13 protein-coding genes, 7 tRNA genes and 1 rRNA gene are annotated in these 14,450 nt (G+C 50.3%); 17 read left to right on the top strand and 4 right to left on the bottom strand.

The features are described from left to right. Positions 1-34: 34 nt before the first annotated feature. The 8 genes from rrf to AC3G2T_RS35980 all read left to right on the top strand — a co-directional run bounded on the left by rrf (position 35) and on the right by AC3G2T_RS35980 (position 867). A 5S ribosomal RNA gene (gene rrf / locus AC3G2T_RS36015) occupies positions 35-151 on the top strand. Between the two features lie 5 nt (positions 152-156). Then, positions 157-232: transfer RNA gene (locus tag AC3G2T_RS36010), tRNA-Asn, on the top strand. Between the two features lie 7 nt (positions 233-239). Next, positions 240-311, top strand: a tRNA-Glu gene (locus AC3G2T_RS36005). A gap of 38 nt (positions 312-349) precedes the next feature. Continuing rightward, positions 350-425 (top strand) — tRNA-Val (locus tag AC3G2T_RS36000). 66 nt (positions 426-491) lie between these two features. Then, positions 492-565: transfer RNA gene (locus tag AC3G2T_RS35995), tRNA-Met, on the top strand. A gap of 36 nt (positions 566-601) precedes the next feature. Then, positions 602-678: transfer RNA gene (locus AC3G2T_RS35990), tRNA-Asp, on the top strand. A gap of 18 nt (positions 679-696) precedes the next feature. Continuing rightward, positions 697-772, top strand: a tRNA-Lys gene (locus AC3G2T_RS35985). Between the two features lie 10 nt (positions 773-782). Beyond that, positions 783-867 (top strand) — tRNA-Leu (locus AC3G2T_RS35980). A gap of 76 nt (positions 868-943) precedes the next feature. Here AC3G2T_RS35980 and AC3G2T_RS35975 read toward each other — a convergent pair. The 4 genes from AC3G2T_RS35975 to AC3G2T_RS35960 form a co-directional block, all read right to left on the bottom strand. Next, entirely contained in the window at positions 944-1,333 is a 390-nt protein-coding gene (locus tag AC3G2T_RS35975) for a retroviral-like aspartic protease family protein (RefSeq protein ID WP_474686775.1), read from the bottom strand. Next, complete coding sequence (locus tag AC3G2T_RS35970) at positions 1,314-1,574, bottom strand: hypothetical protein (RefSeq protein WP_474686776.1); 261 nt, start codon at positions 1,572-1,574, stop codon at positions 1,314-1,316. The genes AC3G2T_RS35975 and AC3G2T_RS35970 overlap by 20 nt, the downstream gene beginning before the upstream one ends. A gap of 208 nt (positions 1,575-1,782) precedes the next feature. Beyond that, positions 1,783-2,226 carry an SgcJ/EcaC family oxidoreductase gene (locus AC3G2T_RS35965; RefSeq protein WP_488438460.1) on the bottom strand — a complete coding sequence of 148 codons (444 nt, stop codon included), beginning with the start codon at positions 2,224-2,226 and terminating at the stop codon, positions 1,783-1,785. A gap of 176 nt (positions 2,227-2,402) precedes the next feature. Beyond that, positions 2,403-3,359, bottom strand: a complete 957-nt coding sequence (locus AC3G2T_RS35960; protein ID WP_488438459.1) for a helix-turn-helix transcriptional regulator — start codon at positions 3,357-3,359, stop codon at positions 2,403-2,405. A 125-nt stretch (positions 3,360-3,484) separates the two neighbouring features. On the opposite strand from AC3G2T_RS35960, the gene AC3G2T_RS35955 reads away from it, so the two are divergent. The 9 genes from AC3G2T_RS35955 (at position 3,485) to AC3G2T_RS35915 (ending at position 13,667) form a co-directional block, all read left to right on the top strand. Continuing rightward, entirely contained in the window at positions 3,485-4,003 is a 519-nt protein-coding gene (locus AC3G2T_RS35955; protein ID WP_488438458.1) for a DinB family protein, read from the top strand. Positions 4,004-4,283: 280 nt separating this feature from the next. Continuing rightward, positions 4,284-6,113, top strand: coding sequence for a sensor histidine kinase (locus AC3G2T_RS35950; protein ID WP_474686780.1), 1,830 nt, complete (start codon positions 4,284-4,286; stop codon positions 6,111-6,113). Beyond that, positions 6,113-7,639 (top strand): response regulator transcription factor, encoded by a 1,527-nt coding sequence (locus AC3G2T_RS35945; protein WP_474686781.1) that lies wholly within the window; start codon positions 6,113-6,115, stop codon positions 7,637-7,639. The genes AC3G2T_RS35950 and AC3G2T_RS35945 overlap by 1 nt, the downstream gene beginning before the upstream one ends. 203 nt (positions 7,640-7,842) lie before the next feature. Beyond that, the gene (locus tag AC3G2T_RS35940; protein ID WP_474686782.1) at positions 7,843-9,195 is read left to right on the top strand and encodes an ABC transporter substrate-binding protein; all 1,353 of its coding nucleotides are present in this window, start codon (positions 7,843-7,845) and stop codon (positions 9,193-9,195) included. 33 nt (positions 9,196-9,228) lie between these two features. Then, positions 9,229-10,101: a carbohydrate ABC transporter permease gene (locus tag AC3G2T_RS35935; RefSeq protein ID WP_488438457.1), complete on the top strand. Its 873-nt coding sequence runs from the start codon at positions 9,229-9,231 to the stop codon at positions 10,099-10,101. Positions 10,102-10,114: 13 nt separating this feature from the next. Then, positions 10,115-10,945 (top strand): carbohydrate ABC transporter permease, encoded by an 831-nt coding sequence (locus tag AC3G2T_RS35930; RefSeq protein ID WP_488438456.1) that lies wholly within the window; start codon positions 10,115-10,117, stop codon positions 10,943-10,945. A gap of 34 nt (positions 10,946-10,979) precedes the next feature. Then, positions 10,980-12,224: a Gfo/Idh/MocA family protein gene (locus AC3G2T_RS35925; protein WP_488438455.1), complete on the top strand. Its 1,245-nt coding sequence runs from the start codon at positions 10,980-10,982 to the stop codon at positions 12,222-12,224. Beyond that, positions 12,221-12,778, top strand: a complete 558-nt coding sequence (locus tag AC3G2T_RS35920) for a GNAT family N-acetyltransferase (RefSeq protein WP_488438454.1) — start codon at positions 12,221-12,223, stop codon at positions 12,776-12,778. Before AC3G2T_RS35925 ends, AC3G2T_RS35920 begins: the two co-directional genes overlap by 4 nt. Then, positions 12,771-13,667 (top strand): protein phosphatase 2C domain-containing protein, encoded by an 897-nt coding sequence (locus AC3G2T_RS35915; RefSeq protein ID WP_488438453.1) that lies wholly within the window; start codon positions 12,771-12,773, stop codon positions 13,665-13,667. Before AC3G2T_RS35920 ends, AC3G2T_RS35915 begins: the two co-directional genes overlap by 8 nt. Positions 13,668-14,450: the final 783 nt, after the last annotated feature.

The raw sequence follows: 14,450 nt of genomic DNA, 5'->3' as shown, positions 1-14,450 counted from the left end.
CTAGTTTTCAGGGTGCAAATGAGCACTTTGACTGTTTGGTGATGATGGCGGAGGGGATCCACGCGTTCCCATCTCGAACACGACCGTTAAGCCCTCCAGCGTCGATGGTACTTGAACCGAAGGGTTCCGGGAGAGTAGAACGTTGCCAAGCACTGTTCCCTGATAGCTCAGTTGGTAGAGCACTCGACTGTTAATCGAGTTGTCACAGGTTCGAGTCCTGTTCGGGGAGCCATTTCCAAGGCCCGTTGGTCAAGGGGTTAAGACACCTCCCTTTCACGGAGGTAACAGGGGTTCGAATCCCCTACGGGTCATAAGGTTTCACCATACAAAGGTGATTCCGATATCCCACGGAGGCTTAGCTCAGCTGGGAGAGCATCTGCCTTACAAGCAGAGGGTCGGCGGTTCGATCCCGTCAGCCTCCACCATTAATGAAATATCGTAGCTGGTACATATTTCGTTATTAAATGGAGACTCTAACAAGGTCCTAATGACGCGGGGTGGAGCAGCCCGGTAGCTCGTCGGGCTCATAACCCGAAGGCCGCAGGTTCAAATCCTGCCCCCGCAATCAACCTCCTAAAGGTTAAGTTGTTTTATCCAGTGTGGAGCCGTGGTGTAGAGGCCTAACATGCCTGCCTGTCACGCAGGAGACCGCGGGTTCGAATCCCGTCGGCTCCGCCATTTTTTACAATTGAATTAGAGCCATTAGCTCAGTTGGTAGAGCACCTGACTTTTAATCAGGGTGTCGTAGGTTCGAGTCCTACATGGCTCACCATGTTTTACTTGCGGTCGTGGCGGAATTGGCAGACGCGCACGGTTCAGGTCCGTGTGGGCTAACCCCCCGTGGAGGTTCGAGTCCTCTCGACCGCATCACACCTAAAACGGAACCCTTCGATTGTTTGAGGGGTTTATTTTTATTTATAGTCGCTGGCTTGTTACGCACTGTTTAATTCTCAAAAGTTATGGCTAACTTCTTCAAATCAATCACAGCATTTAACTTCATAAGAATGTCAAGCCCGAGAAGTCCATTAATGTTTCCTTCGGGATCGATAACTCCAAAATCCAACTTCACCTTGCTGAGACTCACTGACCCAAGATTTACTTCTTCAACTTGTTTGGAGAAAAAATTGTGCAAACTCCCGCCTATGCCATAAAAAGAATGTACATAATCGTCTAGCTCAGCAAAAATACCAATCTCCTCTACAATGTCGGGGGAAATGATTGTTTCTGCGGCTCCGGTATCAACAACAATATTTTCAACTACAATTGATTTCCCTCGAAAGAAAATCTCCATTGAAGTGAACAAGAGCCCATCTCTATACTCGATGTTTGTCATATTGACCCCTGAACCCGAACAATTGCTTGATTTGAATTTCAATTTTTTCTTTTCCGGTATGATATACGAGAACGTCATCCTTTGAGCGAACCAATTCCCTAGTTGCTTCTTTCTCGTCATCAAAAGCTTGGATAACGGCCATATCGTCAACATATCGCACTTGATTTTCAATGTGGGACTTTAAGATTTGGAGTTTTACAAAACGGTCGGGGTACAGTTTTCTGACTTCATTCCAGTTCATCAAGGACACCTCCAGTTAAGAGCTAGTAAACTAATATTACCATTAACGCCGTGGATGTGCCATGTCGACTCGGAACTAACAGAGAGTTTCAATGAAGCAATCAATGGTCGTTTGGTTTCTGATCTGCTTTTTGATGCGGATTAGGAACCTTTTTATTTTGCCTGATGCTCAGGCTTTCGCGAAGAATGAGCGTAAAAGGAATTTTGGATCATTTGAGAAGTTGTCTTAATTCTTCTGTCATTTGCTCCACTAACTCAGGTCTTCCATGAAATTGAGCCGGTGTATTTTGAAAGAGCTCTATACGCCAACTTCCTCCAGTTTTACCGACAACTAAAGTGTGATGTGTGTTAACTTTTGGGTTAATGTCCGTTTGTGCAGGAGGCACCATACCTGCAATGGCTCGTAGTATAGCTGCATTTGAAGTTAGAAATCGCACGTCTTTGACTTTGCTTATAAATCGAGCAGTGGGGTGATCCTGGAAAATTGGATTCAGGTGTGAGTATATCTCATCCGATCCAATCGCCTGACTCCCGTCAAAGCCGATAAGCTCACCATTTTCAGAGAATAATTCAGCCATCCCACGAGCACTTCGATTATTCCACGCAGCTAATAGTTGTTCGTAGAGTGCTTGAATTTCATCTGTATCATCCATTATCCATTCCTCCTGAAAAGGCGTTATTAAGACCACGAGCAGTCGGCTCCTCCAATTATAGCATGTATTATTTTTCATGGGACAATACAATCTTGTTTTCAAATATGTTCCACGAAGCTCCGAGAGCCAAATTTTGGTTTCGTGCCCCTTGGTCATTTTGTCAGACGTCAGCCGGTTCAAAGGTAAAGTTGTCTGGTCGTTTCTATTTTTTGTTTGATGTAATCTACAGCTGCTGCAGGTTCCAAAATCCTCGCTTCCCCTCCCAGTTGCCAGATCAAATCCGCAAAAAAAGATATTTTTTGTACAGGAATTCGAATTTTGATTTTTCCGCCTCTGCCTCCGTCTTCGCGAACCTCAATATAGGGTCCAAACCAAACGCTGGTTTCAAGCAAACGTACGCCTTCCTCCGTAAGCTCGACAATCAAATCGCATTGATCTTTAAAACGTGCCAAATTTGGGGTAATCCAATCAAAGACCGATCTATCGCTCAAATCTTCCCTATAAGGAAACGAATCGTTCAAGCTAGCGAAGACGATGCGATCCGCGCGGAAAAGGCGGTACGTTTGCCGCAGGAAACAGTAAGCCGGACAGTACCAGTATCCTTCGCTCGCATAGAGGCCAATCGGTTGGATTTCCCTTTGCGTCTCTCCATCGTTGGATTTATAGGCGATCGTCACAACGCTGTTGATCATGATCGCTTGCATCAAGATTTGGAGGCAATCCGTGGACATGGTTCGATGAGGGTTCCAGATCACCACTCGATTCCTGAGCCGATCGATTTGTTCCTTCGCGCTGGCAGGCAAATAATGATAAAACTTATGAATCGCCGAAGCCGCACTCTCATCAAAAGGAACCGAACCGAAATACTGTAAAGATTGGCAAGCGAAAAAAACGGCGACTGCCTCGTTCTCCGAAAAGGCAATCGGCGGTAGCATCCTCTCCTGAAGCAGACGATAACCGCCGCCGCGTCCCTGTACCGTATAAATGGGAAAGCCGACTTCGCTCAATTCCTGTAAATCTCGGGTGATCGTGCGCGGAGACAGACCAAACTCGTCGGCGAGTTCTCTAACGGTAAACGATTTTTTAGCGTTGATCACCATCATTAATCGAATTAGGCGCTGTGATTTTATCAAATCGAGATCATTCCTCGCCGCGTATTTTCATCTATTTTACCATGCAAATAAGCCAAGAACTGACTTATTTGCGTGCTATAGTCATTGACGACACTACTTTTGCAGATTAGAAAGGATGAGAGAGGATGAATCAAAATATTTCCCACATCAAAGAACTTCTTTTTCAAGAAATGGAGCTAGCTCTTACCACAACCAATGCATTGCTCTCCATAATCAAAGAGGATCAATGGGAGTATCGCCCCGGCGAGAATATGCGGAGTTTGCTCGAGCTTGCCCGTCATCTTGTCCACGTCCCTGCGCTGGAACTAGCCATCCTGCAGGAGCAATCCAAGGAGGAAGTGAGGAATCTGGCCATATCGGTCATGCATCTAAGAGACGCTGCCTCTTTGTCGGATGTCATGCACCGCGGATTCCATGAGTTAAAAAGCTACATGAATTCCTTGGATGAAAAGGAGCTGCTTTATAAATCAACCGCCCCATTCTTTGCCAAACATCAACCTGCTGCTCAGATAAAATGGTTGATGGAGATCACGACGCATATTTATCATCACCGAGGTCAAATGTTTACCTACATGAAGCAGCTGGGACTTCCGGTATCCATGCGTGACTTGTATGGTCCGGCATCCAATTCCTGGACGCTATAGCCGAACCATATCACAGCTTGTACTTGTAACGTCCCAAGACGGTGGATTGGCTTGACCGTTCACAAAGCCTGCAAAATGGCCGGTGGTGTCGCGGGCCGCAAAATCGATACATTTATAAGTCACCCCTCAGGGTGATTTTTTGTTTTTACGATACCCCTGCCGTCACTCCGTGTTCCCATTGCGCTTGGAGTAACGTTTCGTTAATGCAATCTTAAAAATTGTTTATGTTGAAGCCTGCTATAATTGACTATTAAGACTAAAGGCGGGGAGATAAGTACACTTGAGCTGGGGACATAATATTCGTACGTTTTTTTCCGGTTGGAGGCTGCTGCTGTTTATTTTGATTTCTCTCTTGATCTTGTTTCTCATAGCTTTTCAGGGTTATGTCATCAGTAAGCAATCGACGCGGACGATCGAAGAGCAGTACCACCAAATGATCGTTGAAAATATGGATTCCTTGTCGGTCAACATATCCAGTAATTTAAATTATATGGACGATTTTGCGCGCGCATTATCCAATAATCCGGATTTAATCGGCGCTCTGCAGTCGGACGGCACTCAAATCAAAATAAAGACGGAAGAGCAAATTCGCCTGTTTTCGGAATATTATCATGTCAGGCTTCCTATCAATATTCAAATCCTTACCGATCAGAAAGGGCTGTACGCTTATCCGGCTTTGAACGTCTGGGAGGAGAAGCGGCTCAAAGAAACGGTGTCCACTTTCCCTTGGTATTACCAGCGCATATCGCTCGATAACAATTATCTTCACTGGAACGTGACTGCGGATTTTCATCGCGATGCTTTTGCGAACGCCATGTACGTCAGTAAAAATATCATCCAGAACAACCGCTCCCTGGGCATTCTCGTTATTGAGATGAACGGAGCCTTGATCGAACGCATGTTGAACAGAGCTCAGATCAACGAGCAGAACCCGGTTTTCATTCTTTCCGGGGACGGGCAAAAAATTTTTCAAAATGAAAATTTGGCTCCGGCGCTGTCTCAGGACACCAACTCGTTGAAGAGCATTTACCAGACGGTAAAAACCCGCAACACGGATACGGGCACGCAAAAAATCCGGCTGAACGGAACCGAGTATTATTTGATTTTCAAACAAATTTCCTCCACGCCGTGGACGATGGTTTCGCTAATCCCGCCGCATTTGCTGCAAGCGGACAGCATCAACATTTGGCGGACAACCGCGTTCATGACGGCGCTGTCGATTTTGTTGATCGTCACCTTCTTTTGCATTCTGTACACGAAAGTGACGCTGCCCATCGGGCAATTATCGAAAATCGTGAGAAACGCGGGAAATGCGGGGAACGGCTTGACTCCCGCCCCTTATGCGTACAAAGGATTTAAAGAGATCGAGACGTTAAACCGCGGAATTTTTCTTTTTTTCGAGCAAATCCATGAACAATTTCAAACGATTAAGCGCGGAGAAAGCGAGAAAAGAAGACTGGAACTGCATTCGCTGCAGGAGCAAATGCGTCCTCATTTTTGGCATAATTCTTTGAACGCTTTGCGGTTTTTGGCTGTTTTGGACGGCAGCCATACGATGGCGGAAGCGATTTTGTCGTTGACCCGGATGCTGGACTATACGTTGAAAAATACGGATGTGCTCTACAGCACGCTGGAAGAGGAAAAAGATTATACGATGAGCTACGTTCGTTTTCAGGAAATCCGGCTGATGCGGCAAATCCATGTCGAGCTTGAATTGGACGAGCCTTCGCGGCAAGCGACGATCCCGAAATTTTCACTGCAGCTCATACTGGAGAATGCGATTACTCACGGGTTTGCCGATCCTTTCGACAAAGAACCGCACGTGCTGGTGCAGGCCCGCGTTCGGGATGGGACGCTGGCTATTGTCATACGGGACAACGGCATCGGAATGGAGCAGGCGACTGTCAACCGGCTATTTCAGTCCGATTGGAAACAACGCCCGAGCCGGCAATCTTCCGGGATTAGCCTCATTAATTTGCAGCAGCGGTTCCGCCTGGAATACGGAGAAGCTTCCGGCATCGCAATCGATTCGCGGATCGGCGAATATACGCAAGTAACGATCACCCTTCCCTATAGAACGGCGGATCATGAGAAAGCGGGGGAATCTTGATGAAAGTGATGATAGTTGAAGACGAAATTTTGGTCAGGCTTGGCTTAAGAAAGGCGATTCCCTGGTCTACGCTCGGCATGGACCTCGTCTGCGAAGCCAAGGACGGCATCGAAGCGTACGAAATGTTCAAGCAGCACCTTCCCGACATCGTGCTTGTCGACATCGAGATGCCGAAGATGGACGGGCTGAAGTTTATCCGCTTTGCCAAAACGCATGGAGCGGGAACTCAATTCATCGTGCTGACATGCCATCACAATATGAAATATACGCGGGAAGCCATTCAACTGCAGGTGACCGACTTTTTATTGAAATCGACGCTGGATATGAAAGAGCTGTGCGACATTTTGCAAAATCTTTCCGTTGAACGGACAAAACGGAACGAGGAGCTGCGGGCGGATGCGATTCAAACAGCGGCCTTGCCGGTCAAAGCTTTTTTGCAAAGCTGGCTGAACGGGGCCGTGACGAGCGCGGATCAAATCCGCCATCAACTGCCGGAATCGGCTCCAGCGCTGAAGGCGGGGCAATTTCAGGCCTGCGTCATCCAATTGAACGCCAAATCGCAAACCGACGCCAAACTTATGAAGCTGGAGCAGCTTGTCTTGCGGCAGTTCGGGGAGTCGATTATCGGCGGCGTGAAAGAGGGGCAAAGGCAGAGATGGCATTTCATCGGCTCCGGCTTTCCCGCCGCATCGGACATTGCGCACTGGATGCGGAACGTCAGCGAACAGGAGGACATCCATTTTTCAATCGGTTTGAGCGCAGTATTCCTCCATCCCCACGAATGGCAAGCGCATGACCGCAAAGCCGGCGAGCTGCTGCAGCTGCAGTACTATGACACGGACGAGCGTATTTACGACGAAGCGATCGTTTGGAGCGAAATGATGTCCGAGCAAGTGCAGGAAATAAAAAAAGAGATCTACGAGTGCATCGGCACGCTGCAATTTGCCGCAGCCAAGCAAAAAATTGCCGATTTGAAAGCCGAACTGATCCGTTCCCCCCGCCTGAACCCCAACATTGTCAAAAATACGTTTACGGAATTTTTGTTCCGAATTTGGTCCGCCTGCGAAGAGCTTGTTCAGGAACAACCGATCCCCAACCATCAGTTGGTCGATCAACTGTACGCTACGCAAAAGCTGGAGCAAACGGCCGCGATTTTTATCGAAGACATGGAGCGGGCCGAACGCCTGCTTTCGCTGACCAATTCCATTTACGACAAAACCAAAATCATCGTTCTGATCAAACAATATATTAAAAATCATTTGCATCAAGAAATATCCCAGCAGGAAATTGCCGACACCTTTCACTTGAACAGTTCTTATTTGAGCAGGCTGTTCCGGGAAGTGAACGGTATGAGCTTTACCGAATTCGTGCTGTACGAAAAAACAGAGCTGGCCATCATGATGATGAAAAACGGCAAAAGCTTGACCGAAATTTCCGAGAAACTCGGTTATTTGAACTTGAGCTCTTTTACCCGCATGTTCAAAAAGGTACGCGGAGCTTCCCCGTCCCGTTATTTGCAGCCATGACCGCGAACCTTGATAACTAAACATGATAAATGGCATAACCCGTTATTTACAAACATTTTATGGAATATTTACATTCCCGCGATTTGGGGATAAAAAGATAAATAATCGGTCAGATCCTGTAATGTCCGGTCGGCATCGCTTTTTCTATAATAGTCCTAGCAAGCCTACAAAGAACAGCGGATAAACAGGAGGAGAGAAATCGCATGGTAACACGGAAAAAATGGATGGCACTGCTGCTCGTCGCATGCATCGGTCTGACTGCGGCTTGCAGCAGCAACAAGGGAGCCGGCGAGACGACCGGTCCCGCTTCAACGCAAAACGCCGACGCTGCGGGCAGCGGCACACAGAAAAATGTGAAGCTGGTATTTTGGAACACATCCTACCCGACAATTGACGAGAACGACAAAACGAAGAAAAAAGAAGATTTCTATATTTACAAAGCGATCAAACGGTATGAAGCGGCGCATCCGGGCATTACGATCGATATTCAGGATATTCCGGACGGCACGAACGCGATGACCAAGTTCCAAACGGCGGGCATCGCCAAAAACGGCCCCGATATTACGAACCTGTGGTCGGGCAATTATACGCTTGATTTGAAGCAATATTTGCAGCCGCTCAATTCGTTCCTGAAAAAAGAGGACATCGACGCCTTGACCGGATGGAACTCGGTTACCGAAAATTTCGCCGACCAAGGCACGATCTACGGCGTTCCTGACGGCAGCGACGGCACAATCGGCATCTTGTACAACAAAAAGCTGTTCGCGGACGCCGGCGTCGATCCGGAAAAAGCGAACCCCAAAAACGCCAAAGAGTTTACGGCCATGCTGCAAAAAATGAAAGACAAGGGCGTTACCCCGATCGGTATGGGCGACGACGGCGATTTCGTATACTTCCTCGACTACTGGTTCGCGCAAATGGTCGGAACGTCCGGCATCAACGACATCGTGAACGGGAAAATGAAATTCAACAACCCTACGCTGCTTAGTGTAGTCGATCAATACGTTCAGCTTTACAAAAGCGGTTATGTCACGACCGATCAGGCGAAAACCCAGTTTTATAACAACAAGGTGGCGCTCATCTTCGGCGGATTCAGCTACATCAAGGAAGCGCGCGAGGCGCTCGGCGACAACCTGGGCATGATCAAAATTCCCGATTACAGCGAAACCGCGCTTGTGCATAACGGCGGGGTAGGGGGCAGCGGAGCCGACTTCGTCGTATCCAAATCGTCCGAGCACCCGGAAGAAGCGATGAAATTTATTTTGTTCCTGCTGAGCGAGGAAGAGCAAGCTGCCCGCTTCAAGGACGGGTACGGCAAGCTGCTCAACGTGAAGAAAAGCGATGTCAGCAAAATTACCGACGATCCGCTGGTTATTCAGCAGCAAAAATGGGCGAACGAGACGAGCACGATTTTTTGGCCGGACAACATTTATCCATCCGAATTGTCGTCATACATCAGTTCTTTGAACACACTGGTCATTAAGCAGCAGCTTGCTCCCCAAGATTTCCTGACCAAACTGGATCAGAAACGGGACGAGCTATTGGCCCAAAAATAAACAGGCTTCATTTATAAAGAGAGGCTTCCTGCGATGCATTATCGTACCAAAGAAACGTTATCCGGCTACTTATCGCTTCTGCCCGCATTTGTCGGGCTGGCCGTTATTGTTTTTTATCCAATGGTCAATACATGGTTTCACAGCTTTACCAAGTGGGATGGAAACACGTCCTACTTGATCGGACTCAACAATTACAAGTTTATTTTTACGAACGGCCAATTATGGACGCTTCTGCGCAACAATGTTATTTTCCTGCTGTCGGTTCCGGGAATACTGCTGCTTTCGCTGATCGTATCCGTGCTTTTGTTCGAGGAAGTGCCGGGGTGGCGTTTTTTCAGATCGGTCTTTTACATCCCGACCATTCTGTCGGCGGTTGTAGTCGGCTTGCTGATGCGGACGATGTTTGCCCAGTCTGGCGTTGTCAATCAATTCATCCGCGCCCTCGGGCTTCCCGGCGGAAATACGGACTGGCTCTCGTACGTGCCTACGGCATTCATGGTGCTTATCTTCTGCTTTTACTGGCAAACGCTTGGGCAAGGAACGCTCATTTTTTTATCCGGTCTATCGTCCGTTTCGCACGAAATATTCGAATCGGCCAGCATGGACGGCGCGAACTGGTTTCAGCGGCTGTTCCATATCATCATTCCGTCCCTCGTGCCGACGATCGTTTATTTCACGGTAACCAACGTCATTTATTGTTTTATCGGCTTGTTCTCGCTCGTATTTTCCGTTACCCGGGGAGGGCCGGGGCTGGAAACGACGCCAATCGACTACATGATCTATATCAAAGCGTTTCAGTCGCCGGACCAGCTCGGTTATGCGAGCGCATTGTCCATCGTCTTGTTCGTCATCGTATTGATCGTCTCGTGGGGACAAATCAAATTGTCCGACCGGTTTCAGGAATAAAGGAGCTTGCGGCATGTCCAGAAAAAGATCGCTACTTGCAAATATGGTCATTTATTTCATTCTGGCCGCGATCGCCATCGTCGATTTATATCCGATTTTGTTTATGGGAATGAGCAGCGTGCGGACCGCCGTCGATTTTTTCAAAAATCCCGGCGGCATTCCCGATCAATGGCATATGCTGAACTACGCCGCCTTGTATTTGCGCTTCGATGTGGTACGCCTGTTCGGCAATACGCTGTTCTGCGTCGCCGCGGCTTTCGCGCTATCGATGCTTATTGCGATTCCCGCATCCTACGCGTTCGCCAAAATACGGTTCAGGCACCGGTCCGCACTGTACATGCTCATCATCGCCACGATGACGATCCCGAGCATCACGTTTATCGTTCCGAATTTTTTGCTGATGTCGCGCCTGGGGCTCGTGGACAATCTGTGGTCGGTCATTCTCATGTGGTCGATCACGAGCGTTCCGTCCAACATTTTTTTGCTGACTTCGCTGATGCGCGGCATCCCGAACGAAATTTTGGAGGCGGCCAAAATAGACGGAACCGGCTATTTTCAAACGCTTCTGCGCATGATCGTGCCGTTGTCGGGCTCCGGCATTATTACGCTGGCGATCTTTAATGCGACCGGCTGGTGGAACGATTTGTTCACGCCGTTAATCTTTTTGCAATCCGATAAACTGAAGACGATGACGGTTGCGGTGGCGACGATTTTGAAGCGGTTCGACACCGATTACCCGCTGCTTTTGGCAGGCTTGTTCATGACCTCGCTGCCGCCTCTTATCATTTACGTTGCGCTGCAGGGGTATATTCGAAAAGGTCTCGTCGTCGGCTCCGTCAAGTAATATAATATGCATAAGCAACTGGAGGTAACGATTCATGACGCATCAACCGCTTCGCTTGGCTATTGTCGGCGGAAATCGGGGAGGCCGTTTCCGGCAAACGCTCGCCGCGCTGGCCGGACACATCCAACTCGCCGCCATTTGCGATATCAACGAGGGCGTTTTACAGCAATGGAAACAGGATTACCCGTGGATTGAATTGTGCCGGGACTACGGGCAGCTGCTGCAAAATCCGGGCATCGACGCCGTATTTTTGGCAAGCCCGATGCCTTTGCACGCCCGCCAATCCATCGAGGCGCTGCAAGCGGGAAAGCATGTGCTCAGCGAAGTCATCGCCGCCCTCACGCTGGAAGAGGCTTGGGAGCTTGTCGAAACCGTGGAGCGGACAGGGCTTGTGTACATGATGGCCGAAAACTATTGCTATACGCGCTCGAATTTGGCCGTTCATTATATGGCGGAGCAAGGGATGTTCGGGGAAATCACCTATATGGAGGGCGGATACATACACGATTTGCGGCCGATCTGTTTAAGTCCGGACGGTTCGCTGACGTGGCGCGGCCAGCTTCATCACTCCTTCAACGGGATGAATTACCCGACGCATTCGATCGGACCGCTGGCGCAATGGATCGCCTTGAACAAGCAAGGCGGCGATGAGCTGGCGTACATGTCAACTTTCGTATCCAATTCTTGGGCTTTGCGCCATCACTTTCACGAGCAGTTGGGCGCCGGCCATCCCGCCGCGCAAGAGGGCTACTGGAAGCAGGGAGACTCGGCGGTAACGACGATACGAACCCGCGGCGGGGTGCTCATCACGCTGCGCGTCGATTGGACGTCCGCGCGTCCGCACAACAAGAAGCATTACGTGCTGCAGGGGACGGAGGGCGCTTACGTGTCGGCCCGCCATGAGCAGGAGGACGATCTGATCTGGTTCAAGGGGCGGTCCCCGCGGATGGAACTGAAAGATTGGCAGCGGCACGATGACGAGCGGGAAGAAATGTGGGAGCCGCTCCGACGCTACCAGCCGCAGTACGACCACCCGCTCTGGAGGCGGTGGGAGGAACATGCGCTTGCGTCCGGTCACGAAGGAGGCGATTTCTTCGTGCTGGAGGAGTTCGCTTCGGCGGTTCGCGGCAAACGCCCGCCGGCGATCGACGTATACGACGCGGCCCTATGGAGCAGCATTTTTCCGCTCTCGATGGAATCCGCCGCGAAGGGCGGACAGCCTGTAACGTTTCCGGATTTCAGGAAAAATCGGAAAGCGCATCGGGGGGATGGGCAATGACGGCTGAAAGACAGCTCCCCCAGTTGGTCATGCGCAGAGAAAGCTTAACCGGGCTGTCGCACCCGGAGCTGCCGCCAGGCTTCAACCTGCGTCACTTTGTGCCGGGCGACGAGGGAAGCTGGGAAAGCGTCGTCCGCCTTTCTTTTGGATGGGACAGGGATTTTCGGGACGAAATCGGGAATCGCCCTTACTTTCGGGAGGAACGCGTGCTGTTCCTTTTTTGCGGGGATACCCCGGTAGCGACGGCGACCGCCTGGTTTGAACCGGAATGGGGCGACGATTGCGGATATTTGCATATGGTGGGCGTGCATCCGGACTACGCCGGCAAGGGGCTCGGGTATGCCGTGAGCCTTGCGGCGCTGCGGCAAATGAAAGAGGACGGCAGGCAAAAAGCCGTCCTGGAAACCGACGATTTTCGCCTGCCGGCCATAAAAACGTACGTAAAGCTGCAGTTCCATCCCGTTTACCGGCATGACAATCATCCGGACAGGTGGAGGGATGTATCCCGGCAGTTGAATATTGAACTGGAGCAAAGGAGCGAACCGCATGAATGACGACAATGCGCCGGATTTGGGGCTGCGCGTGCAAGCGGGCACCCGGCCGGGGAGTGCGATGCCGAATGAAGACGCCCTGGTGATCGACGATCGCCGCCATATTTATGGCGTCATTGACGGCGTCTCCGCCCTGGCAAGCGGCGGCGGCTCTGGCTCCGGCTCCGCCGGCCCGGGGTTGGGCCACAGCGGCGGCTATATAGCCGCGCAGCTGCTCGCTGCCGAGCTGCACGCGGAGGAGCGGAGCGGCAGCCTGAAGGATGCCGTGCTCCGGGCGAATGCCGAGCTGCGGCAGCGGATGCAGGCGGCCGGCATCGATCCGGACTGCAAGCTGGCGTGCTGGGGGGCTGTATTTGCCGTGATGCAAGTGGACGGCAAACGGGTTGAATTTATCCAAAGCGGCGATTGCATGCTTTTCGCGCGGTATAAGGACGGAAGCGTCCGCGTGCTGACGAGAAATCACGTCGCCGCACTCGACCTGCTGACGCTGAACAAGAAGCGGGAGCTGCAGCAAGACGGGGCGATGACGCAGGAAGAGATTCATGCTCTGCTGCTGCCTTTGTCCGAGAGCAACCGCAGCAAAGCGAACACGCTTGACGGTTACTCCGTCATGAACGGCGATCCCGCCCTTGAATATGCGATGGAATACGGCTGCATTTCCAGAGCGGGCATCGTTAAGCTGTATGCCGTAACGGACGGATTGTTCCATTTTATCGAAAACTCCGACGATCCGCATAAATGGGAGCGGTTCCTTTCCCGGCTGGACGAACAAGGAATCGAACGCTTTATGGATGAGCTTGTTTGCATGGAAGAGCTCGACTCCTTATGCGAGCAGTATCCCCGCCACAAAAAATCGGACGATAAAACAGCCGTTATTGTGGAATTCTCTTGAAACACTTGTAAAAAACCGCATCGGGGCGCAGTGTGCTCCGGGTGCGGTTTTTTTGACCACAAAAGAATGTTTAAAGTTCTTTACAGTGCGCGTAGAACAGCATTCTTATTGGCGAATAAACCTACCTCTGAACGCGTTCGCTCATCTTCGAAAGACTTCGATAGGGGGTTATCTCACACGCCAGAATTTATATATTCTCGGGTTTTGGCAAGCATAGATTCGATGAATACTGCAGCCCGGCGTCATGAAAGAGGTATCGCGCAATTTTCTACCGCCATCAGGACGTTTTTGCAAGTCATTTGCCATCCAAAGACGGTGGTGCTAGCGTTGAGCATTGGCTCTTTCCCAACGCGCGCCTCTCCCGGTGTAGGCCGTGGAACTGCATAATTGGGCAGGAAGCGGCTTGGTAGGGAGAAAACCTGCGAAAGTGCAGGTATTTCATGCGAAATTGGCTTATTTTGGCGAAAAACCTGCAAAAGCGCAGGAATTTTTGCTGAAAGTGAGTCTGTGTCCATTTGTTCGGTGAAAAGCCTGCACTTTTGCAGGAATTGTTCGTGGACAATGATCAGGGCCGCAAATTCATGTATTTTTGCAGGTTTTCTTCGTGCAGGTAGGCAGGGTGCAGCAGGGATTTTCGATAATGGTAAAAAGCCTGCACAATTGCAGGAATGTTTCGTCTCCAGCGTATGAACGAACGAAAACCTGCACTTTGCGGACTTTCTCCGCGCAGCCAGACAGCAAGGTGGCTAGTCCATCCGGCTCAGCGCGCGAGCTCCACTGCCT

This window comes from Paenibacillus sp. sgz302191, from assembly GCF_057749925.1.
The sequence above is the reverse complement of the archived record's forward strand: the minus strand, read 5'-3'. Positions and strand labels throughout refer to the sequence as shown.

Bases quoted from the DNA above. Each gene is read 5' to 3' on its own strand.
- AC3G2T_RS35975 (WP_474686775.1), bottom strand. From the start codon at position 1,333: ATGACAAACATCGAGTATAGAGATGGGCTCTTGTTCACTTCAATGGAG.
- AC3G2T_RS35970 (WP_474686776.1), bottom strand. From the start codon at position 1,574: ATGAACTGGAATGAAGTCAGAAAACTGTACCCCGACCGTTTTGTAAAA.
- AC3G2T_RS35965 (WP_488438460.1), bottom strand. From the start codon at position 2,226: ATGGATGATACAGATGAAATTCAAGCACTCTACGAACAACTATTAGCT.
- AC3G2T_RS35955 (WP_488438458.1), top strand. From the start codon at position 3,485: ATGAATCAAAATATTTCCCACATCAAAGAACTTCTTTTTCAAGAAATG.
- AC3G2T_RS35945 (WP_474686781.1), top strand. From the start codon at position 6,113: ATGAAAGTGATGATAGTTGAAGACGAAATTTTGGTCAGGCTTGGCTTA.
- AC3G2T_RS35940 (WP_474686782.1), top strand. From the start codon at position 7,843: ATGGTAACACGGAAAAAATGGATGGCACTGCTGCTCGTCGCATGCATC.
- AC3G2T_RS35935 (WP_488438457.1), top strand. From the start codon at position 9,229: ATGCATTATCGTACCAAAGAAACGTTATCCGGCTACTTATCGCTTCTG.
- AC3G2T_RS35930 (WP_488438456.1), top strand. From the start codon at position 10,115: ATGTCCAGAAAAAGATCGCTACTTGCAAATATGGTCATTTATTTCATT.
- AC3G2T_RS35925 (WP_488438455.1), top strand. From the start codon at position 10,980: ATGACGCATCAACCGCTTCGCTTGGCTATTGTCGGCGGAAATCGGGGA.
- AC3G2T_RS35920 (WP_488438454.1), top strand. From the start codon at position 12,221: ATGACGGCTGAAAGACAGCTCCCCCAGTTGGTCATGCGCAGAGAAAGC.
- AC3G2T_RS35915 (WP_488438453.1), top strand. From the start codon at position 12,771: ATGAATGACGACAATGCGCCGGATTTGGGGCTGCGCGTGCAAGCGGGC.